A 24633-nucleotide genomic window follows, 5' to 3' on the forward strand; every position below is an offset into this window, starting at 1 on the left:
CGCTGGCCACAAGTGGCCCGCGGAGACGCCGGAGCGTCCTCTCCCTGGGGCAACCTGCCCGGCGACAATCCTACCGCTCTTCGTATAGGAGGGAACAAGGGCCCCGGTTCAACGTCCTGGCTACGAGGTGACCGCTCAGCTGCGGGAGACCCCTGCCGCCAGTGACGCGGCAGGGGTCGAGGACGGCTTTTCAGCCCGGCGCCATCAGTTGGTGCACTGCGCTCCGCCGGTGTTGTTGACGAAGGTGTTATTGTACGTGGCCAGGGTGAAGTCCGTTGTCACCAGGGTGGTGGATTCGCGGGTGCCGTCGCTCCGGGTGAGGCCGCAGCCGGACGCGTCGCTGAACATGCTGTTGGTCACGAAAGCGCCAATCTCCCTGTACACGTTCACGTTGCCCGTACCGAATGCGGCCGTCCCCCCGGCGTGGGTGACGATCACGTGGTCGAGTCGGCTCCCGCCTGCATCATAGAAGTGCAGTCCGTTCCAGTATCCTTTGGTGGGCGGGGTTTCGTCTGGGACAAAGCGGATCGGCGCCTCCGCGGTCCCCATCGCGATCAGGGCACCGGGGATCCCATCGCCACCGACACTGATGAGGCCCTCGACTGGACCAAAGCGTATTTCCGTCCCTGGGCTAAGGGTCAGCGCGGCCGCCAGTTCGATCCATCCGGTGATGACGTAGGGGTAGCTCCGGCTCGGCCACGTCTGGGCGATCAACATATTGCCCTCACGGACCTCCACCACGTTGCGCGCGTTGTCGCTGAGGGTAATTCCCTCGGGGATCGTGTGGACCTGGTTGGGCTGTGCCGAGATGGCGTAGCCGCCGTTGTGCCGCGCGGTCAACTGGGTCGAGCCGGGGCCGAAATTCCCTCCAAAACCTGTGTAGAGGCCAGACTGGCTGCTCCTCTGCACGACGACGTCCTTGATGAGGGACCCTGCGTCGTTATCGTTCCCGTACAGGTTCAGGTTGCCGTTGCCCATCCAGAAGAGGCCGCCACTCGCGCCCGCATACTCGATGACCGCATGGGAGATGCTGCTGGGGCTGGAGGAATGGTAGACGAGGTGCACGCCCTTCCAGTGGCCGGGCAGGGGACTGGCGGAGTCGGCGGTGAAGACAACGGGAGCGGTCGCGGTGCCGTTCACGACCAATCCCCCTGGAGTGTCGCTGCCGACAAAAAACGCGGAGCCGGACCCGAAGCGCAACACCGTGCCGGAGGAGAGGGTGAGCGTGGGGGGGGTGGTGGCGTCTCTGACGTGGATCTCAGCGGTCACCACGTAGGGGATGTCCAGGTTCGGCCAGGTCTGTGAGCGCGAGACATTGCCCTGGAGTTTGATGGCGTTGGAGACATTGCTCGTGAAGGTGCCACCGGTCGGGAGTGTGCTGGCCTGGTTGGCGCTCACGAGCACCGCGTAACCCTCGCTCCCGGAGACATTGAGCGTAGTCGATTCGGCCCCGAAGGCGCTACCGTCATCGGCCACCGCTACGCCCGCGGTGCTGCTGTTCTGCGCGGTCACATGGCGAAGCACCGGGGCCGCAAGGGACTTCATGGCGATGCAGGCGCTCTCGCCCGTGTTCCGCCCGCAGCCATTCAGGATGACGTGGTTCATCTCCGAAGTGCTCCCCCCTCCGACGAACACGACACCTCGCCAGTAGCCCTTGGTGGACACGATCGGGTTGGTTGTCATGTGGATGGGCGCCTCCTCGGTGCCCAGTGCCCGCAGCGCCCCGGTGGTGACGCGGAGCTCGGAATCCAGCTCGAAGCGGAGCTGCACCCCCGCCTCGAGGGTGAGCTTGGGGGCGCTGGCGCCGCCCAGCTCGAGGGTGCCTTGCACCACGTGCGGATTGTCGGCTGCCCGCCAGGTCTCATCGGCGGTGATGGGGGTGGAGTGGAGCGTTGGCTGGGCCGCGGTGACGGTGAGCTCGGCTTGCCCTTGTTGAGTGACGCCGCCCACGGTGGCATTCGCGCGGAGGGTGGCCGCTCCGGTGGAGAAGGTGGTGGCCCTGCCCGTCGAGCCCACCGTGGCGACAGACTCGTTGCTGGAAGTCCAGGTGTAGCCGGAGACGGTAAAGGGCTTGCCGTACTGGTCCGTGGCGCTGGCCGTACACTGCGAAGAGCGACCGGCCGACACGGAGGCGGGTTCGCACGTCACCGTCACCGTGCTCAGCCGGGGCGGTTGCGGGGTGACGGTAAGGGTGGCCTGGCCTTGTTGGGTGATGCCGTCGACGGTGGCACTTGCGCTGAGGGTGGATGCGCCGGCGGTGAGGGTGGTGGCCTTGCCCGTCGAGTCCACCGTGGCAACGGACTCATTGCTGGAAGTCCAGGTGTAGCCGGAAACGGTGAAGGGCTTGCCGCTCTGGTCCGCAGCGCTGGCCGTGCACTGAGACGGCTCACCGGCCACCACGGAGGTGGGGGTACAGGTGACGGATACCGCGCTCAGCTTGGGCTTTTCTTCGGGGGGTTGGGGGCATCCTCCGAGCACCAGCAGCGCAGAGGTCCAGAGGGATACCTTATTGAGCCTCATGATTCGTGAACTCCTTGTCATCACCAAGGCCCGGCATCATAGGGCGGATTGGCCTTGGGCAAAGGGATGCCGCAGTGGCCGTCGCGCATCGAGGTCCGCTTGCCTGACCGCTCCTGGTGCTCCAGGTCGGCCCCCGACAACCACTCGGTGGATTGTGCTTACACCCGTGGGTGCACCACGCCGTGCTGCAGGAACTGCTTCCCGGTATGTACTGGTGTGTTCATGTGGGGCAGATGGTTCCTGGGTAGCCAGGCGCGAGAAGTGACCTGTGGGAACGCAGGAAGGGCTCTCCCTGGCGGCATTGACTGGGCTACAGTCCAGGGGTTGTCCAAGTGGGGAGGGACAAGTGCTTCGAATCAATTTCCTGGCCGTCATGATGGTGTGTCTTGGCCTGCTGACTGCCTGTGGGTCCAACGAGCCGGGGGCGGGGGGGCTGGGATCCGAGGATTCGGTGGGGCAGGTTCGCGCGAGCCTCATATCGGCCACGACCACTTCGCTGGACTTCGAACCTCAGAGACGGGGAACCACCAGCACCGGCAGCCAGCGCCGGGTGTTGTCGTTGACCAACAGCACTAATAGCGATGACTCCGTCGCTGTTAGTCTCACTGGTGGCACCAATAGCCCCTTCCGCATGCTCAGAGGTTCCCCTGAGACTACTGAGGACGATAGTTTTACTGCCTCTGTACCCAGGAATTCGACCAGGAACATCCCGGTGGTGTTCAAACCCACCGTTGTCGGAGCAGTCAGTGACACCCTCACCGTGAAGAGTGGGACGACGACGCTCGCTACATTCACGGTGACCGGCACCGGGTTGTCGCTCTTTGACTCGAGCCCTGCCTCGCTGACCTTTGAGGCCCAGAAGACGGGCACCACCAGTCAGCCCAAGCCGGTGACGATGACAAACACCGGCACTGTAGAGCGCGACATCACCGCCATCACCGTGGAGGGGCCCTTCGATATCCGCACCAAGCCACCGCTTCCGCACACGGTGGCTGGGGGCAACGGAACCAGCGATCCCATCTCCGTGGTGTTCAAGCCCACCGCCGGGGTACCGCCCACGGGCACCCTTATCATCGCGACCACCGAACCCTCCATCTCGGGCTCGTCAGCCACCGTCCGCGTCCCGCTCTCCGGCGCCCAGGTGGAGTTCGCCACCGAGGTCAGCCCGACTTCGCTCACTTCCTTCGGCGACCAGCGCATGGGGACTACCAGCAGCACAGCCAAGACGGTGACGGTGTTCAATAGAGGTGAATCCTCCCTCTCGGTCCGTGCCTCGACCTCTGATGAGACGCAGTTCGTGCTCGACAACCCCCCGACGATGCCGTTCACAGTGGCGGCGGGTGCCAGTCAAGTCCTCTCGGTGAAGTTCCACCCCACCGGAGAGGGAAATGTGACGGGCAATCTCGTGCTCACTTCCAATGAGGTGGTGAACCCGGCGAGCGATCCGCCCCAGACCTTCTCTACTTCCATCAGCCTCTCCGGAAGGGGAGTGAAGCCTCACGTCGTGCTGAGTTCCTCCTTGCTCGATTTCCAGGATCAGCGTGTGGGCACCACCGTCACGCAGACGGTGCAGGTGAGCAACACCGGCGATGAACCCATCATCATCACGAACATCGCCGAGAGTGTCGATTCGAGTGCGGCCTTCACGATCGTCGACCCCCCGAGTGTTCCGGTCACGTTGTCGAAGGGCGGCCTTCCTGTGGAACTGGAGGTGGAGTTCACCCCCGACACCGAGACCTCGACAGCGGTCACGGGCTCCATCGTCCTCACCACCGAAGACTCGGACCCGGCGTTGCAATCCTTTTCCGTTGGCCTCTCCGGCAGAGGGGTACGGCCCCACGTCGTGCTGAACCCCACCGCGCTCGACTTCAAAGACCAGCGTGTGCGCACCACCGCCACCAAGACGGTGCTGGTGAGCAACACCGGCGATGAACCCATCACCATCACGAACATCGCCACGAGTGTCGATTCGAGTGCGTCCTTCACGCTCGTCGACCACCCGGGTGTTCCGGTCACGTTGTCGAAGGGCGGACTTCCTGTGGAACTGGAGGTGGAGTTCACCCCCGACGCCGAGACCTCGACAGCGGTCACGGGCTCCATCGTCCTCACCACCGAAGACTCGGACCCGGCGTTGCAATCCTTCTCCGTCGGTCTCTCCGGCAGGGGGGTACGGCCCCACGTCGTGCTGAACCCCACCGCGCTCGACTTCAAAGACCAGCGTGTGCGCACCACCATCGAGAAGACGGTGCTGGTGAGCAACACCGGCGAAGAACCCATCACCATCACGGGTATCGCCAAGGGTGCCGGTTCGAGTCTGGACTTCACGCTCGTCTCCCCTACGAGCGGTTCATTCAGGCTGGTGAAGGGCGAGCCTGCGCTGGAACTGAAGGTGGCGTTCACCCCCGACATCGAGACGACGACAGCGGTCACCGGCTCCATCGTCCTCACCACCGGGGACTCGGACCCGGCGTTGCGAACCTTCTCCGTCGGCCTCTCCGGCAAGGGGGTGAAGCCCAATCTCGTGCTGAGCCCCGCCTCGTGGGACTTCGAGGAGCAGCGTGTGGGCACCACCGTCACCAAGAAGGTGCAGGTGAGCAACACCGGCTCAGGCCCGATTGTCATCGCGAGCATCGCCAGGAGCCTCGGTTCAAGTCCGTACTTCAAGCTCGTCTCCCCCCCGAGCGGTGAGATCACGCTGGCGAAGGGGGACCCTGCTCTGGAACTGACGGTGGAGTTCACCCCTCTCATGGAGACGACGACAGCGGTCACTGGCTCCATCGTGCTCACCACCAAGGACTGGGAGTTTGGAACCTTCTCCGTCAACCTCTCCGGCAAGGGGGTGGAGCCCCACATCGTGGTGGAGCCTACACCGCTCGATTTTCAGGACCAGCGTGTGCGCACCACCGTCACCAAGACGCTAACGGTGCGCAACACCGGCTCTGGCCCCATCACCATCACCGGTCTTGGCAGGAGCGGTAGCTCGGCCTTCGCGCTCGTTTCCCCCCCGAGTGTTCCGATAAAGCTGGCTGGGGGTGGCACTGCTGCTCTGGAACTGAAGGTGAGTTTCAGCCCCACCACCGAGCCATCGACACCGGAGACGGGCGCCATCACCTTCACCACCGAGGACCCGGACCCGGCGTTGAAGAACTTCTCCGTCAACCTCTCGGGTAAGGGCGTGAAGCCCACCATCGTGGTGGAGCCCAAACCGCTCGACTTCCAGGATCAGCGTGTGGGCACGGAGCGCACGTTGCCGGTGACGGTGCGCAACACTGGTTCCGGCTCCATCGTCATCTCCGGTATCTCTATGAGTGGCAGCTCGGCCTTCACGCTTGTCACCCCTCCGAGCACGCCGTTCACGCTGCCGGCTGGTGGGAGCCAGGGCCTCTCGGTGAAGTTCAGCCCCAGCAGCCTGACATCTGAGACGGGCGTCATCACCTTCACCGCCGAGGACCTGGAGTTGAAGACGTTCTCTGTCAGCGTCTTTGGCAGGGGCGTGAAGCCCTCCATCGTGCTGGGACCCAACCCACTCGCGTTTGGTAAACAGCGTGTGGGCACGGATCGCACGCTGCCGGTGACGGTGCGCAACACCGGTTCCGGCCCCATTCGCATCTCCAGCATCTCCACCGGGACAGGCGCCATCTTCACGCTTGTCTCCCCTCCGAGCACACCGCTCACGCTGGAGCCGGGTCCCACTGCCGCCGCTCTGGAATTGTCGGTGAAGTTCAGCCCCGCGGCCGAGGCAACGTACTCGGGCGCCATCGCCTTCACCACCGAGGACCCGGATCCGGCGTTGAAGAACTTCTCCGTCGACCTCTCCGGCCAAGGGGTGATGCCCTCCATCGCGCTGGACCCCCTCGCGATTGCGTTTGGCGCTCAACGTGTGGGCTCTGAGAACACGAAAATGGTGACGGTGAGCAACACTGGTTCTGGTCCCATTGTCATCTCCGACATTTCCAAAAGTGGCAGTTCTGATTTCACGATCGTCTCCGCTCCGAGCACGCCGTTCACGCTGGCGGCGGAAGGGGCCCCCATCGTGCTGTCAGTGAAGTTCAGCCCCACTGCCGATGCATCGGTCACCGGAGCCCTCACCTTCACTACCGCAGACCCGGAGTTGAAAAGCTTCTCCGTCGACCTCTCCGGCAGAGGGCAGAAGCCCAGCATCGTACTGGACCCCATCGCGCTCGACTTCGGTGAACAGCGAGTGGGCACAGAGAGCACGAAGTCGGTGGCCGTGCGCAACACTGGTTCCCTCCCCCTGGTGGTCAGCTCCCTGTCCATCGGTAGCGGCCAGCCCTTCGTGGTTTCCCCCAGCACGGGGTTCACAATCCAGTCAGGTGAGAGCCAGGTGCTCTCGGTGACGTTCAAACCCACTTCCGAGGCGGCGGTAACGGGCGCGGCCCTCACTCTTTCCACCGATGACCCGAACAGGCTCAGTGCCACCGTTCCGCTGTTGGGCAGCGGAGTGAAACCCACCCTCACGTTGTCCCCCATCTCACTGGACTTCGAGCAGCAGCGCGTGAACACCACCAGCGCGCCTCAGACGGTGAGGGTGAGCAACACAGGCACTGGCACCCTTCGAGTTACCAGCCTGTCCGTTACCGGGCCCTTCTTGCTCTCCAGCCCGGCATTCGACGTGCCGTCAGGGCGCTACGTGGAACTGTCGGTGAGGTTCTCCCCCTCTGAGCTGGGGGCTGCCACGGGCACCCTGACTCTCACCACCAACGATCCAGGCGCCAATTCCTCCGTCACTCTCTCGGGTACCGGGGTGCGCCCCAAGCTCGAACTTCGCCCCGATTCGCTGGCCTTTGGTCCGCAGCGTGTGGGCTTCCCCAGTACGTCTCAGCGAGTGCTGGTGCACAACAGCGGCACCGGACCTGTGCACGTCGGTGGCATCTCCATCACCGCGGGCAAACCCTTCACGGTCTCTCCAAGTGGATCATTCAACCTGTTGGCGGGCGAGAGCAAGCCGCTCGATGTGACGTTCAGCCCCACTACGAAGACGCCTGAGACGGCTACCTTGTCTCTGACCACCGACGAGGCGACCCCCTCCGCCAATTCTGTCGCCCTCTCTGGCACTGGAGTGACCAATTGGGAGATGGACCCAGCAGATGTTTCCTTTGGCCCGGTGGCGAGGAATACGTTCGTCACGCGCACCATCAAGCTCACCAACACCAGTGGGGCGCCCATCAGGATTACGGAAGTGTCGTCGCTGGCTGCTCCGTTCTCCATCGAAGGACTCAGCAGCCCGCTGCCCGAGATCGGTGCCTACTCTGCCATCGATTTCAAGGTGAAATTCAGTCCCACCAGTGCGGGGACGTTCAATCAGTTCCTCCGTCTGACGAGTGATGCCCACAACAGCAGCCTCTCGTTGCCACTCTCGGGAACGGGCACTGTACCGGAGGTGCAGCTCTCACTTCCGGGCGGTGCTGTCGCCGCTTCGCTCGACTTCAGGGGGGTGCAGTTGAACACCGAGAAGACTCTGCTGGTGACAATCACCAACACGGGCGGGGCTGAGTACATCTCCGAGAAGCCCACGCTGACATCCAGCTCTTCCGCCTTCACCTACAAGGGGCCGGACTCCATCAGGCTGCTTCCCGGTGCGTACATGGAGCTCCCGATCTCCTTCAGGCCAACGAGCGACATCCCCTACAACGATACCCTCACCATTAACTCGAATATCGTGGGCGGGCAGACGACACTGGGCCTGACGGGGTTTGGAGCCAACCCGAAGGTGGAGCACTCTCCCTCTAGCATCTTCTTTGGAGATGTGCGGGTGGGCTCAGCGAGCGACAAGAATGCCATCACCGTCAAGAATACGGGTAATGCCAGCGTGATGCTGGGGCCTCTGCCCGTGGTGGGACCCTTCGAGGTCGTCCTTCCCTCGAGCGTCACGAGTTTGCCCGTGGAAGTTCCCGCCAAAACCAACTTCACCTTCGAGGTTCGGTTCAAACCGACGGCGGAGGGTGGTGCGACGGGCTCCGTTACCATCCGCAGCGACATCAGCGGTGATTCGACGAGGGTCGTGGAGCTCAGCGGCACGGGCATCGTTTCGACGCTGAAGACGTTCGTGCCCGAGATCGACTTTGGCAACCGGCGCGTGGGTTCGACCAGTGATATCCGGTCATTGTCGGTCAAGAATGAGGGGACTGCCGAGTTGGAGATCACGAAGTTCACCAACCCCTCCGTGTTCTCGGTCTCGCCCCCCTCGGGGAGCCTGCCGCTGAGGATCCGCGCTGGTGAGACGGTACCCCTGTATGTGACCTTCACTCCGGACGCACTGGGACCGGTGGAAGGACTCCTCGAAATCACCAGCAATGCCGCCACCCAGTCGCCTCCGGTGAATCTCAAGGGCAGGGGGATTGATGGACGGCTCACCGTGACACCTGCAGGCCCCGTTAATCTCGGGGCAACTGACGTAGGGGGGCCTGGGACGCACCAGACTGTGACCCTCACCAATGCAGGCGAGGCCAGGCTGACGATCGTGAGCGTGACTCCGCCTGCGGATAGTCCATTCGTTGTCTCTGGGCTGCTCCCTGGGACTCCGGTGGACCCCGGCGAGGGAGTGTCGTTCACGGTCTCCTTCAAGCCTGGGGTGCGCGGCAATTTCTCCGCGAGTGCGTCCATCGAGACTGATTCTGTCTTGAACCACGTCTTCACCCTCCTGATGCAGGGAACGGGGAAGGCTGCGGCCGTTCAGTTGGAGCCAGGGGAGGAAGTCAATTTCGGCAAGGCCAATGTTCGAGAGAGCATCGCCCAGACCCTCTCCATCAAGAACGTGGGAGAGAATCCATTGCATGTCTCGAATATCTCCTTCGCGGAGGATGCGTCGGGCAGTCCTGGCTCGGCGCTGGACTTCAGCGTCGACAGCAGCGTGAAATTCCCTCTGGAGGTAGCTGCCGGTGGTAGCGTGCCTGTCCGACTCCAATTCACCCCAAGCGCTGTGGACCTGCGTCAGGCCCGGGCCATTGTCTACACGAATGACAGGGCCGCGGAGGTGAAGGTCCTGGGGTTTGGCACCTCGCCGAACCTGGATCTATCGCCTGGTATCCTGAACTTCGGAAACGTAGTGGTTGGTAATTCTTCCGAACCCAGCACGATTACTTTCAAGAACAAAGGAAATGGTCCGCTCACCCTGAGTGAGCTGACATTGGGCGGAACAGACAAGGCTGCCTTCACCCTGACGACGCCCACGCTACCCATCACACTGATGCCAAGTGCCTCCACTGAAGTGTCGGTGACATTCACGCCTGATGGTGAGCGACCGTCGTTCTCTGCCCAACTGCTGGTGAAGTCGAGCGATCCGGTGGCGCCGAGCAGGACGGTATCCATGTCTGGCTCTGGTGTCCTCCAGCAGATTCAACTCTCAGAGTCGTTGTTGGAGTTCGGGAATCAACTCATCAAGCACACCTCACTCCCGCGAGAGTTGCGCGTCACCAACGACAGCAACACCAACGTTACGCTCACCGCGCTGACCATAGAAGGAGAAGGGGCCTCGCAGTTCACTCGGACGACGTTGTCGCTCCCCTTCATCCTGGGTCCCGGTCGGGATCAGCAACTGAAGTTGGGGGTGAGCTTTGCTCCGCTGAGCGAAACCGATGTGAACTGCACGTTGAAACTTACCTTCAGCGAACTGCCGCAGCCGCTCGAAGTGAAGTTGCATGGCAAGGGCATACCTGCGGTGTTCTCCATCAGTCCGTCGCCGTTGGATTTCGGCGGGGTCCGTGCGGGGAGCAGCAAGCGCGAGCAACGGATCACCCTTTCCAACCTGAGTAGTGACCGGATCGTCCTCACCGCGCCAGAGGTCGAGTACACCACTGGCGAGCCTTTCATGTTTGACGGGGCCAGCCTGCACGAGCGCCCACTTGATCCTGGTATGTCCGTCATCGTGACAGTGGGCTACCAGCCCATGGTGGAGACACTGTCTGAGACCACCCTCTCCTTTGGCACCACCACTCCGTCGCAACCTCTGGCGGTGGGCCTTCTGCTCAAGGGAAAGGCGGTGAATCGTCTCCTCAGCGTCGATCAGGAGAGCCTGGATTTCGGTTGGGCGAAGGTGAACTCGTCGGTGGAGCCCAAGGTGGTCACCATCACCAATAGGTCCGCACAGCAGCAGCGGGTGGTAGTGATGTTGAGAGACCTTGAGGATTCGCCCTTCGCGCTAGAGGCGAAGGCCCTGGCCAACCCCATTCCGGCGGGCGGGACCGCCACCTTCACTGTGGCGTTTGATCCAGACAAGGCGGGTGAGGCCTCCAACGAGGTGCAGGTCTGGCTCCAGGGCGACACTTCACCCGAGGTGTTGATCTCCACGAAGGGAATTGGCCGCGCGCTCACCGGGTCGGGCGGTGGCTGCTCTTGCGGCACCACCGAGGCGGGCAGCGCGGGCATGCTGATGCTGCTGGCGCTGGTGGGCCTGGGTTCCCGGCGGCGGAAGCGCGAGTAGCCGGATGAACTTCGACGTCCGGAAGATCCTCGAGCAGCTCGAGATGGGTACCCCCGCGGACGCGGGGGTGCCCCTCTGGCAGCAGGAGAGCTGGCAGGATCCAGAGGGGTTCGCCACCGCGCTGGCCGTGGCCCATGTGGGCCGCGGCGCCCCACTCAAGAGCCGTGCGGGCCAGCACTACGACTTCTTCCACGACCTCGTCGTCCGTCACGGCAACACGGATCGTGTGGCCCTGCGCAGCTATGATCGGAGGAGTGGCTGGCAGGTGCTGAGCTACCGCCAGTTGCATGAGCAGGCCTCGCGGCGTGCCACCGAGTGGGTGCGGCAGGGCGTCAAGGCTGGCGCCAAGGTGTGCCTGTTCTATTCCGTCGGCAGCGAGTTGCTCATCTCACTCGCGGCAGCCCTGGGCCTGGGCGCCTGTATCAGCTACCTGCCACCCCAGGGCCGGCGCTTCATCGCGCGCCGCCTGGCCACGCTCGCGCCGGACCACGTCGCCACCGAGCCACATCAGGTCCTCTTGCTGGAGGGCTTCGAGAAGAAGCTGCTCAACAACCAGGGGCAGGCCGCTCCCGCCTTCACCTCGCACACCTATAAGCCGGCCGAGCCGGTGGGCCTGCTCTTCTCTCCCCTGGTGGAGCCGCCCGGCACGCCGGCCCCACTTCTCGCGGAGGATGCCTGGCGTGGAGCACTGGTGGACGGGCTGCTCACCTTTGGTGTCGGTCCCGGGGAGCATCTGGCCGCGCCCGGCTACCACCCGCTGCAGCACCTTCCGGCCTTTCTCTTCACCACGTTGCTGCGCGGGGCCACGTACCTCCACCTCGAACTGCCGGACATCGAAGCCAACCCCGCGCTGCTCACCGAGCATCCCGTGCGCGCGCTCGGCGTCACTCCCGCGTTGCGGGACGTGCTGTTGCGGACCCGTACGCAGCTCAAGAACGTGGCGCACTGGTTCCGCAACCCCGAGGAGCCCATCGACTGGCACTCCTGGCGCGCCTGGGTCAAGCAGGGCGGGGTGTCCACCGTCCCATCCTCCAACGTGCTCGTGGATTCCTCCGCGGGTGGCGCGGTGCTCGTCTCCCCGCGGCGGGTGAGGGATGTGCACACGGAGACGCCTCCCGCTCCGGGACGCCGCTGGGCACTGCACGACGTCAACATGAGTGGCCAGGAAGCCCCAGGAGACCTGGGCGTCTTCACCCTGCTGCCAGACAAGGAGCGGCCGCCCGCCTACCTGGTCCTCACGCGCTCCTATGGTCTGTACCATTACGGGGGACCGCGTACGGCCAGGAGGGAAGGGCGCGTCTATCCCACCGCCGAGGTGGCCGAGGCCGTGCAGGAACTGGCCTTCGTGAGGGGTGCCGCCGTGGTGCCTGCTCCCACGGGCGGCGTGGCCGGCCACTACCGTTACGTGCTGCTCGTCTTCACGGGAGCCCAGGCCCAGCAGACGAACGTCTGGCTGCAGGAAGTCCGCCGTTGCCTCGAGCTCCAGCTCGGAGCGGAGTACCTGCCTGACCGGACCGAGTTCGTCCCCCTCTATCCTCGCAAGGTGGACGGGCAGGTGGACGAGGCCTGGTGCAATACGCAGTACCTGACGGGTGCGCTGCACCGGAAGAGCACGGATCCGCTCTTCCAGTCCCTCACCGTGTTGCGCGGCCACCTGCTGGAAAAAGGAGGGCAGGGTGTGTGACGATGGTGCGCCGCGCGAACCTTCGCCACGGAGTGCGCCATGGGAGTCCAGGTTGTCATGGGGGCGATGTTGCAGTGCAGTTTCGGAGCGGCCCCTTCGTCGATGGTGGTGCTGCCCACCAACAAGATCCTGGCCACGACACCCGCGGCCAACATCATGGACAACAAGCCCATGCTGAACATCCTGCCCTTCGGCATGTGCATGTCCATGGCCAACCCCACCGTGGCCGCGGCGACCGCGGCGGCCATGGGAGTGCTCACGCCCATGCCGTGCGTGCCCGCAACGGCGGCTCCCTGGGTTCCCGGTTGCCCCAAGCTGCTGATCGGCAACATGCCGGCCTTGGACAGCAACTGCAAACTCATGTGCAACTGGGGCGGCGTCATCCAGGTCGTCTCCCCTGGTCAATTCACGGTGCAAGATGGCTGAGTCCGCGAAGGCCCTTCCTCCTCCTCCCCTCCAACCCGACCTGCTGGACAAACTCCTGGATGCCGAGGCACCAGACCTCGAGAGCTCGGATGACCGGCTGGAGAAGGTCAACGGGCTGATGTCCAAGGGTGCCTACCTCGATGCGGCGCGGGCCGCCGAGGCGTGCTTGCGCCAGGATCTCTACGACGTGCGGCTGGTGGGTCCCTATCTCCTCGGCCTGTTCATCGAGGGCGGGCTGGAGGCGATGCCCGCGGTCTTCCAGGGGCTCTCCCGCACGTTGATGATCAACTGGCAGTTCTTCGGACCTCGCGAGCGCAAGGACGTCTTCGCCGACGGGGGCCTGCGCTCGATGCTCAAGGTGCTCAACAAGCATCTCGAGCACCACGAGCGCCTCAAGGACGAGACGTGGCAGCGCTGGATCGCTCCCACCAACCGGGAGCCCCTGGAGCAGGCGCTCACGCTCAGCGAGGAGATCTTCTCCGCGATCGGCAGGGCGATGCCGCGCAACGGCTGTGAGGCCCCGTTCCGCCGCCTCGCCCAGTGGCTGGAGAACCACCTGCGGTCCCTGCCCGCTCCGGCCTCGTTGGAAGAGTCCGAGCCGGAGCCCGAAGCCGAGCCCGAGGAGGAGTCCGAGGCGCCGTCGCGGTCCACCGCGTCCGTGCGCTCCGCTCCCGCGTCCGACGGTCCCACCGTGCCGGTGTCGCCCGCCCTGGCCCAGCTGATGAACAAGCTCGCCGCGTTCGATACCCTCGTCGCGCGCCAGGACTTCCTGCGTGCCAGCGTGGTGGCGGCCGACGTGCTGAACGTGTTGGAGCATTTCGATCCGCGCGTGTACCTGCCCGCGCTCTTCTCCCGCTTCTTCGCCGGGCTGAGCGTGAACGCGGAGCAGGTGGAGCCCCTGCTGCAGAGCACCGAGACGCTGTCCTTCCGCGCGCTGGAGCAGCTCTACAGGGTGGACCTGGAGACCTTCCTCTCGCAGGGCGCGGAAACGGACGGGGAAGGGGAGTAGGGCCATGGACGTCGCGCTCGAGCGGCGCATCCGCGAGCGCATCCGCGGCTTCGATGTCCCGGCGCTGCTGGACGTGTTGAACGCGTCCGGCTATGGCGACGCGGACATCGAATACCGCAGCCATCGCACCACCGTGTACCAGTCACACCTGGTGCACGACATCCAGTTCATCCACCAGCCGCGCAAGCGCATCATCATCACGGTGAACGTGGGACTGCTCAGCGCGCAATCCCCGCTGCCGTCCTTCATGATGCAGACGATGGATCAGCTCGATCATGATCGGCTCGAGCGCTTCATCGGCTTCTTCGATCATCAACTGCTGCGCGAGTGCTTCGCCGGCCTGTACCCGGAGCGCGAAGGGGCCCTGCTGCCCGGGTGGCCGGAGGCGGCGAAGGACCGGCTGCGCCTGCTGCGCCCCACCTGCCAGAGCACCCTGCAATGGCTCTTCCGCAAGGTCTTTCCCGAGACGGAACTGTCGGTGCGCCGCGACGTCCGCAAGCAGAAGGTCGCCGCGCCCGAGATGCGGCTGGGTGCCAGCGCGCTCGGTGAGGGAGGGGCCATGGGCGGCTTCGCTACCATCCCCACGGGGGGCATGGAGGTGAAGATCTTCTGCGACGAGCCCATTTGCAGCAGCGGCGTTCCCTGGGCCATCGAGGCCCGCCGCCGCCTCGACAGGGATTTGCTGCCGCTGCTCTCCGAGACGGTGTTGATGCTCACCGTCATCCTCGTGCTGCGAGATCAAGAGGGTTTCCTGCGCATCGAGAATCAGAGCCATCTCGGCTACGATCCCCTACACGGAGCGCCAGTCGAGACCCGACACGTCCTCTTGTTCTCGGGAGACACGTCGCGTTCTTCATCGCCTGACGGCTCTTGAGGAGGGGGGAACCTCCCTTGACCCGTGTAATCGCTTCTTTCTAAACTGTCGGACTAGAACGCAGTCGGCTGTGTCCTGCGGTGCTGGGGGAGGCGCAGGGGCTTCCAGAGGACGCAGATCGCTCGGTGCAAGGAGAAGCCGTGCCCATTCAGGACAAGCTGCCCAAGTCTCGCATCACGCTCGTCTATCGTACCAAGATCAACGGCCAGCAGGAGGACGTGAAGCTTCCCTTCCGCGTCGTGGTGCTGGGTGATTTCTCGCAGGGGAGCTCCAAGGACCGGCAGTTGGACCTGGAAGAGCGCACCATGCGCTCGGTCACCGGTTCCAACATCAACGATCTGATGAAGGACATGGGTATGTCCATCTCGTTCGAGGTGGACGACAAGATCAGCGCGGATGGTGAGGGGAAGATGCAGGTCGAGCTGCCCATCAACCGCATGAAGTCCTTCCACCCGGACGAGATCGTCCACCAGGTGCCCAAGCTGAAGGCGCTGCTGCTGCTGCGCAAGCTCCTGATGGAGATGCAGTCGGACATCGACAACCGCAAGGAGCTGCGGCGCACGCTCTACGAGCTGTTCTCCAACAAGGAGCAGCTGCAGAAGGTCCTCGAGAGCGATCAGCTCAAGAGCTACGCATCCATGCGCCTGCCCGCGCAGGCCAAGCCGCAGTCCGACCAGCCCGCGCTCGCCGCCGGCACCGCGGCCGCCAAGGCCTGAGTTCTCCACGCACCCTTCTCCACGCCGAGGAACCTTCTTCCCATGGCCGTCGAAAAAAACTATCTGAATGAGCTGTTCAAGGTCCGCGGGCTCGACATGCCCACCAGCGCCCAGCCGATGGTTGGCACGGGTCTGGTACCCGTCTCCGCCAACGAGGTGCAGGTCCCGGGTGACGAGCGCTTCATGTCCTCCCTGGCGGCGCTGCTCTACAACGTCGAGCCCGTCCAGGACGAGGCGGGGCAGATCCGCTTCGACAAGGGCGAGGTGCTCAAGGCCGTCGCGCGCATCGATGATCTCATCGAGGTGCAGCTCAACGAGATCCTCCACAACGAGAAGTTCCAGCAGCTGGAGTCGGTCTGGCGCGGTCTCGAGGACCTCGTCAGCCACACCAACTTCCAGGCCGACATCACCATCGACATCCTGGATGTGGCCAAGGATGAGCTGGCCGAGGACTTCGAGAAGAACTCGAGCAGCCTCTTCTCCAGCGCCCTGTTCGACAAGATCTACATCAAGGAGTACGACCAGTTCGGCGGCCGTCCCTACGGCGTCATGCTGGGTCTGTACGACTTCACCGCCTCTCGCGCGGACCTGACCTGGCTGGAGCGCATGGGCATCGTGGCCAACGCCGCGCACTGCCCGTTCATCGCCTCCGCCAGCCCCAAGTTCTTCGACTGCGACAGTGTCGAGCAGCTCGAGTCGCTCAAGAACCTGGACGGCGTGCTGAGCCACCCGCGCTACGGCAAGTGGCACGAGCTGCGTGACAAGGAAGAGGCCGCCTACATCGGTCTGACGCTGCCGCGTTACGTGGTGCGCCTGCCGTGGGATCCCGAGCGCAACCCCTGCGACGTGCTCAACTTCAAGGAGGATGCCCAGGGTGACTCGAAGAAGTACCTGTGGGGCAACACGGCCTTCCTGATGGGCCGCAACCTGGTGAAGGCCTTCGAGCTGTCTGGCTGGTGCCAGTCCATCCGTGGCCCCAAGAGTGGCGGTCTCGTCACGGGCCTGCCGGTGGACAGCTTCACCCTGCGCGGCCAGAACATGATCCAGGCGCCGGTGGAGATCGCCATCCCCGACTACCGGGAGTTCGAGTTCGCCCGCAACGGCTTCATCCCCCTGGTGTACCGCAAGTCCACGGGCGAGGCGGCCTTCTTCAGCACCCAATCCATCAAGCAGGCCAAGAAGTTCAAGGACCCCAAGGACTCGGAGAACGCACAGCTCGTCACCAACCTGGCCTACACCTTCTCCATCACCCGGCTCGCCCACTACGTGAAGAGCATCCAGCGCGACAACATCGGCAGCACCGCCGATGCGGGCTACGTGCAGCGGCAGCTGGAGTCCTGGCTGACGGGGTACGTCACCACGGTGACGAACCCGGACGATGTGACGCTGCGGCGCTTCCCCTTCAAGGCGATCAACGTGCAAGTCGAGGCACGCGCCGGGGAGATTGGATGGTATGATTGCAAGGTGGCGGTGCTTCCGCACATCCAGTTCGAGGGTCTCAACGTGGAGTTGATGTTGGAGTCGCGCCTGGGATGACCGGGCTTCCATCGTAGTCCCCATCCAAGAAAGAGGGAAAAATGTCTGGAACTACCTTTTCGCGTTCCCTGGACGTGTCTCAGGGCTTCAACTTCACCAAGACCGAGCAGGCTTCGGTGGGCTTCGTCACCAAGCTGAAGCTGGGCGATGTCGAGCTGAATGCCGATCAGGCGAGCATCAAGGATCCGGAGCAGCCGGGCCAGAACATCGGCAGCAAGGTGGTTGGCGTGCTCAGCCACTACATGTGGGAGACGCGCACCACGGACTCCATGTACCTGTCGATGCAGGTCTCCGAGGCGAACAAGAACGAGCTCTCCGCGAAGCTGCTCTCCGACTGGACCAACATGGAGGTCGTGTTCAGCTACGTGATCTACGAGTACGACCCGAAGGCCAAGAAGTACTTCAAGTCCAACTGGAGCGAGCCCGAGCTCAAGGGCATCCTCGAGAAGAACGGACGTTCGCTGAACCTGACGGTGGGCAACGAGCCGTCCACCGAGGTGCAGTCCCCGGAGAACTTCACCCTCCAGGTCGGCATCAAGCCGCAGCCCGAGGAGCAGACGGTGCACCTGGCCACCGCCGCCGCCAAGAACGTCTCCAAGCTGTGGGGCATCACCAACGAGTAGTGCCGGGCGTCGTACCCCAGCAACCCATCGAGCCTCTGGCAGCGGAAATCCCGGCTGCCGGGGCGGGGCCGGTGTGGGGCACCCGTTGACCTTCCGCTTCGGGAGGCGCAGGTGCCCCACGTCGTCTCCGAGCAGTCGAGCGAGTGCTGGAGCAGGTGTTTCATCCGTTCAGGGGCCAGGCCCGGAACGTCGCCAGGCCGTGGGGGGCATTACCGGGACGCCCTCCTGGCTACTTCACACCAGGAATCGATGCCATGCAGCGCCACAAGCTCGCCAGGGTCCGGTGGCAGGTCGGCCAGACGATCCTTCCCGAGCACTTTCGCGCCCAGGACGAAGCCCTCTCGGCTGAGGCGAGGCTGCATGCCGAACTCTCCGGGCTGCCGCAGACCGGTATTGCCTCATTGACCTGGAGCGAGCCCCTTCTGGCGGAAGGGAGTCTCTCCATCTCGTCGTTGACCGCCGTCATGCCGGGGGGCTTCCTGGTGGACGTGCCGGGCAATGCGTCCCTGTCCTCCCTGTCGCTGGAGGCCACCGGCCGCGCGGAGGCCACCGTCTACCTCCACTTGCTGGAGGACGTGCGTGGCACCGAGGGCGTGCCGCTCTACGCGGATGAGCCGCCCAACGTGCAGCGCGTGCTGCGCCGGTTGCAGCTCTCCAGCGAGCAGTCCGTGGACCGGGCCCTCTCCTCGTTGGAGCTGGTGGCCTTCTCCAAGGATCTCCGGGGCGCATGGCGTCCCTCCTCGCGGAAGGTTCCGCCGTTGTTGCTGGTGGGTCCCAACCCCTTCCTCAACGAGCTGCTCTTCGAGCTGGACTCGTTGCTGGAGAAGGCCCACGGCCAGTTGCGCACCCTCCTGCTGGACAGCTACCAGCGCAGCGAGCGGCTCGCCAATGCCCGCCGGACGCTGCTCGAGGTGCGCCGCCTGCAGGCCATGCGCGACGACATGCGCGTGGGCATCTGCCCCCACCCGTACCACTTCTTCGACGCCCTGCGCCGGTTCTACTTCGAGGTCTGCTGCTACCTGGAGCTGGAGCCCGCGGACTCCATGCCCACCTACAGCCACGACAACCTGGGCGAGGGGCTGTGGGGATGGATGAAGCTGCTCAACCGCGCGTTCCGTCCCGAGGACACGCGGCTCACCTACAAGCCCTTCGATTGCCGGGAAGGGCAGTTCGTGCTCGCCCCCCTGCCCACCCTGGAAGAGGGGATGCAGAGCGAGCTGTACCTGCTGGTGCGCAGCGAGGACCCCAGCCAGCCGCCCAGCATGGAGGGGGTGAAGGTGGCGAGCCCCTCCCGCCTGCCCGCGGTGCGCCGGCTGGCGCTGCGCGGCATCCCCTTCCAGCACGTGCCGCACCCCGCCTTCCCCCACGCCTTCGGGCCGGAGATCTCCTGGTACAAGCTCACGCTCGGCGAGGAGTGGCAGTACGCCCTGCGCGACAACGGCATCGCCTTCTACGTCACCCCGGCGCTCCAGGGCACGCAGGTCTTCCTCTTCTGGCGCAGGGCTTGAGATGGCTCCCTCCTCCTTCCTCGACAAGTTCACCCCCGCGTGGCAGCGCTCGGGCTCCCAGAGCGAGCTGGCCCAGGTGCGGCAGAACCTGGAGTCCGTCCTCAACACCAAGGAGGGGTTCGGCTACTTCGTCCAGGGCTTCGGGGTGGGCAACTACCTGGAGAAGCTCGGCACCCGGCAGTTGATGACCACCCTCAACGACGAGTTGCTGCACGCGGTGGTGCGGTTCGAGCCGCGCCTGCGGGAGCCGGAGTTGAAGCTGCGCGGCCGGGACTCGGGGCTGTGGCTGCACTTCGTGCTCACCGGTGAGCTGAATGGCGAGCCCTGTTCGCTGCGCATCCTCTTCCATACCGTGAGCGGCCGCGTGCGGGTGGAAGAGGAGGAGGAGGAGGGATGATGGAGCGCACCTTCGACGAGCGGCTGACCGTGTTGCTCACCCTCACCATCGGGGGCAAGTCCCACAAGATCGTCGCCGGCAGCATCAAGCGCTTCGCACTGGACCTGTGGAGCTGGGGCCTGGAAGGCGAGGTGGAGTTCCTGCTGACGGACAACCAGGCCCGTGGTGGCAAGGAAAAGGACGCCCTGCTGGCGGACTTCCTCAAGCCGGACCTGGTCGAGGTGTCGCTCGAGGTGAAGGCCGTCCTCGCGGAGGCCTCGAGCCGGCCCTCCTATACCTCGCTGAAGGTCAAGGGCTTCGTCTCCGGCAAGACGCTCGTCGAGGAGGTCATCCCCACCCAGGGCGCGAGCGATGTCATCCTCCACCGCCGCTATGGCATCCGTTTCCAGGACGCCGCGCGGCTGCTGTGGCGGCAGCACTACCCCTGTGCCCTCTACACCTCGAAGACGGTTCAGGACGTGCTGGACGCGCACAAGGGCGACAAGATCAGCCTCACCTATGACTGGTCCGCGGGCCTGGGCACCACGCACCCCATTCTCTTCGTGGGGTTGGATCCCGAGGCCCAGGCCAGCTTCTACGACTGGGTGCTGTGGTACGTGCACGGCCACGCGGGCGTGTTCACCTACGACTACGCCACGCAGGGCTACAAGTTCGCGGCCGCCAAGGACGCCTCGGGCACGCCGCTGGAGCTGGAGAAGGACAACCTGTCGGGCCTGGAGATGGTGTTTCCCGAGATCATCCGCCACGACATGACGGTGCTCAACGCCACGGCCGAGAGCCCCCAGACGCAGCCCGTGACGCAGAAGCAGGCCGTCGCCGGCATCCGCCAGGACGTGCTGCTGTGCACCTCCATCTCGGACGAGGTGCAGGCGAGGGTGGACCTGGAGACGGCCCGGCTGAAGTGGCGCGGCCCGGAGATGGAGCTCGTCTGGCGCTCCTTTCCCGAGAAGGCCTTCGCCCCGGGCGCCCTGGTGAAGCTGCCGTCCAACGAGGCCTGGGGCGCCGCGGGCGTGGCGAAGGACCAGGTCCTCCGCGTCCGCGAGCTGCACCTGTCCGGCGAGGTGCTGGACGAGCAGGGCTCGGAAGAGGTGTACAACGATCCGGATGCGCTCTTCTCCTTCAGCATGAGCACCCGGCTGGAGCCCAAGGACGAGCCCCACGTGGATCTGCCCGCCTGGCAGCCTCCGGCCTACCCCCGCTACGTGGAGGGCTTCATCGTCAGCGAGCAGGGCGCCGACAAGGACGAGACCTGGCAGGCCTATACCGACTCGAAGACGTCCCTGGACGGGTACAAGGTGAAGATCCCTCTCTTCGCCGATCAGATCATCCCCGCTCCCTTCAATCCCAATCTGCTGCCCGGCCACTTCTACTTTCCCGCCTACAAGGGTGAGCGGGTCCTGGTGGGGCTCGACTTCCAGCGCGCGTGGATCAAGCGCTTCCTGGACTGGCGCACCGGCGCACGCATGCCGCAGGATGGGCAGGGCGTGCAGTTGCTGGTGGGCAAGACGCCCGAGAATGGCACCGCGATCAAGCATTTCTACACGGACGACAAGCCCGTGTTGCTCATGCAGCGCACCAGTGCCAAGGACACGCAGAAGATCCAACTAGACGAGGGCACGCTTCTCATCCAGGTGAAGGAAGAGAAGTCGTGAAGCGGCGGGGGCCTCGGCTCCCCACCAGGAAGGCGAGGAACCATGGGCAAGCTCGTCTGCACCGTTGAGCTGGACAAGGAGAAAGGCGTCACCGTAAAGGTGGAGAACGCCGATGATCAGATCACCCAGACGGTGGTGATGGACGGCACCAGCATCACCATCACCGTGAAGGGCTCCGAGGAGACGAGCACCTACGTCCAGAAGCAGGACAGCGTCACCATCACGTGCAAGGATTTCACCGTGGACGCCACCGGGACGCTCACCCTCAAGTCAGCGAAGGCCTCGAGCTGGGCGAGCCAGGACATCCTCAAGGTCGAGAGCACCAAGGACATGACCTTCACCTCCAGCGCGAAGCTCACCCAGAGCGCCACGCAGGACGCCGCCCTGTCCTCCAACGCCAAGGTGGCCATCGAGGCCGCCACCAACCTCGATCTCAAGGGCATGCAGACCAGCTTCACGGCCTCCGGCGGCGACAACAAGATCGAGGGCGTCAACCTGAAGATGGCCGGCAAGGCCCAGGCGGAGCTGGCCGCGCCCATGATCAAGGTGGCCGCCCAGGCCAAGCTCGGCCTCGAGTCCTCGGGCATGGCCGATCTCAAGGGCTCGATGACCTCCGTCGGCGGCTCGCTCGTGAAACTGGGATGATGAGGGCGCGGTGAGCGATTCGTCGGAGCGGATCTACCTGGACTACCTCAACGAGCTGGATGCGCTCGAGCGCTTCCGGCAGCGTTTCCTGGGCTCGTACCCCACCGTGCCCATGGATCGGGAGGATCCGCACGTCCGGCGCCTCATCGAGTCCATGGCCTTCTTCTCGGTGCAGACGCGTCTGGCCACGCAGCACAACCTGCGCTCCACCTGGCTGCGGCTGTTCTCCTCCTTCTTCGACTTCCTGCTGCAGCCGCTGCCCGCGGTGGCCCTGGTGCAGGCGCTGCCGGCGGAGAAGATGACCGAGACGCTGTCGCTCCCGCGCGGCACCGAGCTGCGGCTGTCTCCCAGCCAGGGCGTCTCCGGCACCTTCCGCACCCGGCACCACCTGCGCATCCTCCCCATCTCCCAGGCGGGCACCGAGGTGGTGCGCCTGCCGGACGGACGCTGGCGCCTCATCCTCCGCTACGAGTCCAGCTTTCCGCGACGGGATCCGGTGGGCCTCTTCAGCCTGCTCGTGCGCCACCTGGACGAGTTCCGTCCCTCGCTGGCCGTCTTCCACGCGCTGCGTCAGCACCTCACGCAGGTGGGCGTGGTGTACGACGCGCAGGCCAACGACTCCTCCCAGCCCATCCCGTGTGAGTTCTCCCTGGGCAACGCCCCCGCCGAGCTGGATGACGCGGGCGCCTACGCGCACCCGCTGCAGCGCGTGCGCGCCTTCTTCCAGATGCCGGATCAGGGCCTCTTCCTCCATGTCTCGGTGCCCTCGCACCGCAAGGAGTGGAGCCGCTTCAGCCTGTGCCTGGACCTGGACAGGTCCTGGACCGTGGGCCGCTCGACGTACCCGGACTTCCTCCACCCCTTCGTCGTGCCGGTGGAGAACCTCAAGGCCGAGCCCGCCCAGCCCATCTCCGCCGACGGCACCCGCTCCGAGTACCCCATTCGCGGCATGACCGCCGGGCGCGATCTGCAGCTGCACTCCGTCACCGGCGTGTACGTGCTGGACAAGTCGGGGCGCACGCCCATGCGCCCGGCCTTCCTCCCCGGCGAGGGGGCCAGCTACGAGCTGGACGAGTCGCTCGACGAGGAGATGCGCACACGCCACAGCCTGTTGGTGCGCATGCCCGAGGCTTTCCTCGAGCCGCGCAAGCTGCTGGTCGAGGCGCTCTGGTACCAGCCCCAGTTCGTCTCCGAGGCCATCGGCCGCGTGAGCATCTCCACCCCGGGCCGGCACGTCGAGGGGCTGGGCTGGCAGCTGGTGGGCCGGCTCGAGGCGCACCGCGACAGCACGCTGCGCAGTGACGTGGCGGGGTTGACCCGGTTGCTGGCCTGGAAGGTCAAGTCCACGCTCGAGCGCAACGAGCTGGCCGCGTTGTTGAACTACCTCGGCACCCCCGCCGAGGAGCCCTTCCGCCGCGTCATCCCCTGGCTGCGCGAACTCAAGGTCACCGTGGCCCCCGACGGCGCGCTGCGTGGATCAGGCCTGTTGCACGTCTACGAGCTGCTGCTGGAGCCCTTCGAGCCCAGCGCCGAGCCCCTGGTCGCCTGCTTCCTCGAACAGGTGCAGCAGCTGCTGGAAGCATGGAATGGTGAGGCCTCCGTGGTGCTGCGTCCCACCGTGGCCGGGGCGGGTCCCTTCCAGTTCAAGGTATCCTCATGAAACTCGAGCATTGGCAGAACATCCTCCGGACGCACCGGCAGGTCCGTTCGCTGTTGGATCAGTTCCTGCCCGCCGAGCCGATCGCGGGAGGAGAGCGCACACAGGTGCGCGTGGGCGCCATGGGTCTGGCCCAGCTCCAGCAGCTCCTCCTGTCCGATGTGGCGGGTCTCCAGAAGAGCCTGGGCGGTACCTACCGCGACGAGGAGATCGACGAGGCGATGCGCCCCTTCGTCTACCTCGTGGATGAGCTGGTGCTGCGCCGGCTCGCGGAGGTGGAGCAGTCGGAGTGGCCTCTGTTGCAGTACAAACTGTACGGCATGGACTCGGGCGGTGATCGCTTCTACGAGCAGGCCGACGAGAAGCTGGTCCAGCGCGGGGCCTCGCCGCTCGTCTTCGAGCTGCTGCACTTCTGCCTCACCGCGGGCTTCGAGGGACGCTACGCGGGCAACACGGCCCGGCTGCGCGAGTACAAGGAGCGCCTGGCCGCTCGCATCCCCACGCCCGAGGCCATGCCCGCTCCGCCGCCCGCGGTGTCCCAACAGCCCCTCGTTCACGCCTTCCCGTGGCGTTACTACGCGGTGTCCGGATTCGTGGTGGTGACCGTCCCGGTGCTACTGTGGTGGCTATCGCGATGAGGGCCGAAGCGCAGATCACCAAGGACCTCCAGGGGGCCCGGACACAGCTGGGCCGCCTGGAGAAGCTCATCCAGTCCGAGCTGGGGGGACTGAGCGCGGGCGTGGAGCCCCTGCTGGGGGAGGTGCGCGCGGGCGTGGCGGCGCTGTTCCCGGAGCCCGGGGGCACGCGGCTGGCACCCAAGGAGCACGAGGCCCGGCACGAGAAGCTCCTGCAGTCGCTGGATGAGCTGGAAGACGTGGTGGAGGCACTCCAACTGGCCGCGCGCTCTGGCCGCTCCAAGGCGGGCGCCGCCCGCGGGGGGAGATGA

16 protein-coding genes are annotated in these 24633 nt (G+C 65.0%); 15 read left to right on the forward strand and 1 reads right to left on the reverse strand.

Annotation, left to right across the window (positions count from 1 at the left end):
- Positions 1-204: 204 nt before the first annotated feature.
- Positions 205-2520, reverse strand: coding sequence for a hypothetical protein (locus BO221_RS26120; RefSeq protein WP_073563198.1), 2316 nt, complete (start codon positions 2518-2520; stop codon positions 205-207).
- Positions 2521-2866: 346 nt separating this feature from the next.
- On the opposite strand from BO221_RS26120, the gene BO221_RS54015 reads away from it, so the two are divergent.
- The 15 genes from BO221_RS54015 to BO221_RS26195 all read left to right on the forward strand — a co-directional run bounded on the left by BO221_RS54015 (position 2867) and on the right by BO221_RS26195 (position 24633).
- Positions 2867-10960 carry a choice-of-anchor D domain-containing protein gene (locus BO221_RS54015; protein WP_143195681.1) on the forward strand — a complete coding sequence of 2698 codons (8094 nt, stop codon included), beginning with the start codon at positions 2867-2869 and terminating at the stop codon, positions 10958-10960.
- A 4-nt stretch (positions 10961-10964) separates the two neighbouring features.
- Positions 10965-12644: an AMP-binding protein gene (locus tag BO221_RS26130; RefSeq protein ID WP_073563200.1), complete on the forward strand. Its 1680-nt coding sequence runs from the start codon at positions 10965-10967 to the stop codon at positions 12642-12644.
- 39 nt (positions 12645-12683) lie between these two features.
- Positions 12684-13070: a DUF4280 domain-containing protein gene (locus BO221_RS26135; protein ID WP_073563201.1), complete on the forward strand. Its 387-nt coding sequence runs from the start codon at positions 12684-12686 to the stop codon at positions 13068-13070.
- A complete protein-coding gene (locus BO221_RS26140; RefSeq protein WP_073563202.1) occupies positions 13063-14079 on the forward strand; it encodes a type VI secretion system protein IglI family protein in 1017 nt (338 codons plus the stop codon). Before BO221_RS26135 ends, BO221_RS26140 begins: the two co-directional genes overlap by 8 nt.
- 4 nt (positions 14080-14083) lie before the next feature.
- Complete coding sequence (locus BO221_RS26145) at positions 14084-14953, forward strand: hypothetical protein (RefSeq protein ID WP_073563203.1); 870 nt, start codon at positions 14084-14086, stop codon at positions 14951-14953.
- A 140-nt stretch (positions 14954-15093) separates the two neighbouring features.
- Entirely contained in the window at positions 15094-15669 is a 576-nt protein-coding gene (gene tssB / locus BO221_RS26150) for a type VI secretion system contractile sheath small subunit (RefSeq protein WP_073563204.1), read from the forward strand.
- Positions 15670-15711: 42 nt separating this feature from the next.
- The gene (gene tssC / locus BO221_RS26155; RefSeq protein ID WP_073563205.1) at positions 15712-17205 is read left to right on the forward strand and encodes a type VI secretion system contractile sheath large subunit; all 1494 of its coding nucleotides are present in this window, start codon (positions 15712-15714) and stop codon (positions 17203-17205) included.
- A gap of 41 nt (positions 17206-17246) precedes the next feature.
- Positions 17247-17828 carry a hypothetical protein gene (locus tag BO221_RS26160; protein WP_073563206.1) on the forward strand — a complete coding sequence of 194 codons (582 nt, stop codon included), beginning with the start codon at positions 17247-17249 and terminating at the stop codon, positions 17826-17828.
- Positions 17829-18082: 254 nt separating this feature from the next.
- Positions 18083-19336 (forward strand): type VI secretion system baseplate subunit TssK, encoded by a 1254-nt coding sequence (gene tssK, locus BO221_RS26165; protein WP_073563207.1) that lies wholly within the window; start codon positions 18083-18085, stop codon positions 19334-19336.
- A 1-nt stretch (position 19337) separates the two neighbouring features.
- A complete protein-coding gene (locus BO221_RS26170) occupies positions 19338-19733 on the forward strand; it encodes a GPW/gp25 family protein (RefSeq protein WP_073563208.1) in 396 nt (131 codons plus the stop codon).
- Positions 19730-21385 carry a hypothetical protein gene (locus BO221_RS26175; protein WP_233166262.1) on the forward strand — a complete coding sequence of 552 codons (1656 nt, stop codon included), beginning with the start codon at positions 19730-19732 and terminating at the stop codon, positions 21383-21385. Before BO221_RS26170 ends, BO221_RS26175 begins: the two co-directional genes overlap by 4 nt.
- A 42-nt stretch (positions 21386-21427) precedes the next feature.
- Complete coding sequence (locus tag BO221_RS26180) at positions 21428-22030, forward strand: hypothetical protein (protein WP_073563209.1); 603 nt, start codon at positions 21428-21430, stop codon at positions 22028-22030.
- A gap of 10 nt (positions 22031-22040) precedes the next feature.
- Positions 22041-23690 carry a type VI secretion system baseplate subunit TssF gene (locus tag BO221_RS26185; RefSeq protein WP_073563210.1) on the forward strand — a complete coding sequence of 550 codons (1650 nt, stop codon included), beginning with the start codon at positions 22041-22043 and terminating at the stop codon, positions 23688-23690.
- On the forward strand, positions 23687-24325 hold the full coding sequence (locus BO221_RS26190; protein WP_073563211.1) for a DotU family type IV/VI secretion system protein: 639 nt from the start codon (positions 23687-23689) through the stop codon (positions 24323-24325). The genes BO221_RS26185 and BO221_RS26190 overlap by 4 nt, the downstream gene beginning before the upstream one ends.
- The gene (locus BO221_RS26195; protein ID WP_073563212.1) at positions 24322-24633 is read left to right on the forward strand and encodes a hypothetical protein; all 312 of its coding nucleotides are present in this window, start codon (positions 24322-24324) and stop codon (positions 24631-24633) included. Before BO221_RS26190 ends, BO221_RS26195 begins: the two co-directional genes overlap by 4 nt.

This window comes from Archangium sp. Cb G35 (genome assembly GCF_001896145.1).
Classification (GTDB): domain Bacteria; phylum Myxococcota; class Myxococcia; order Myxococcales; family Myxococcaceae; genus Archangium; species Archangium violaceum.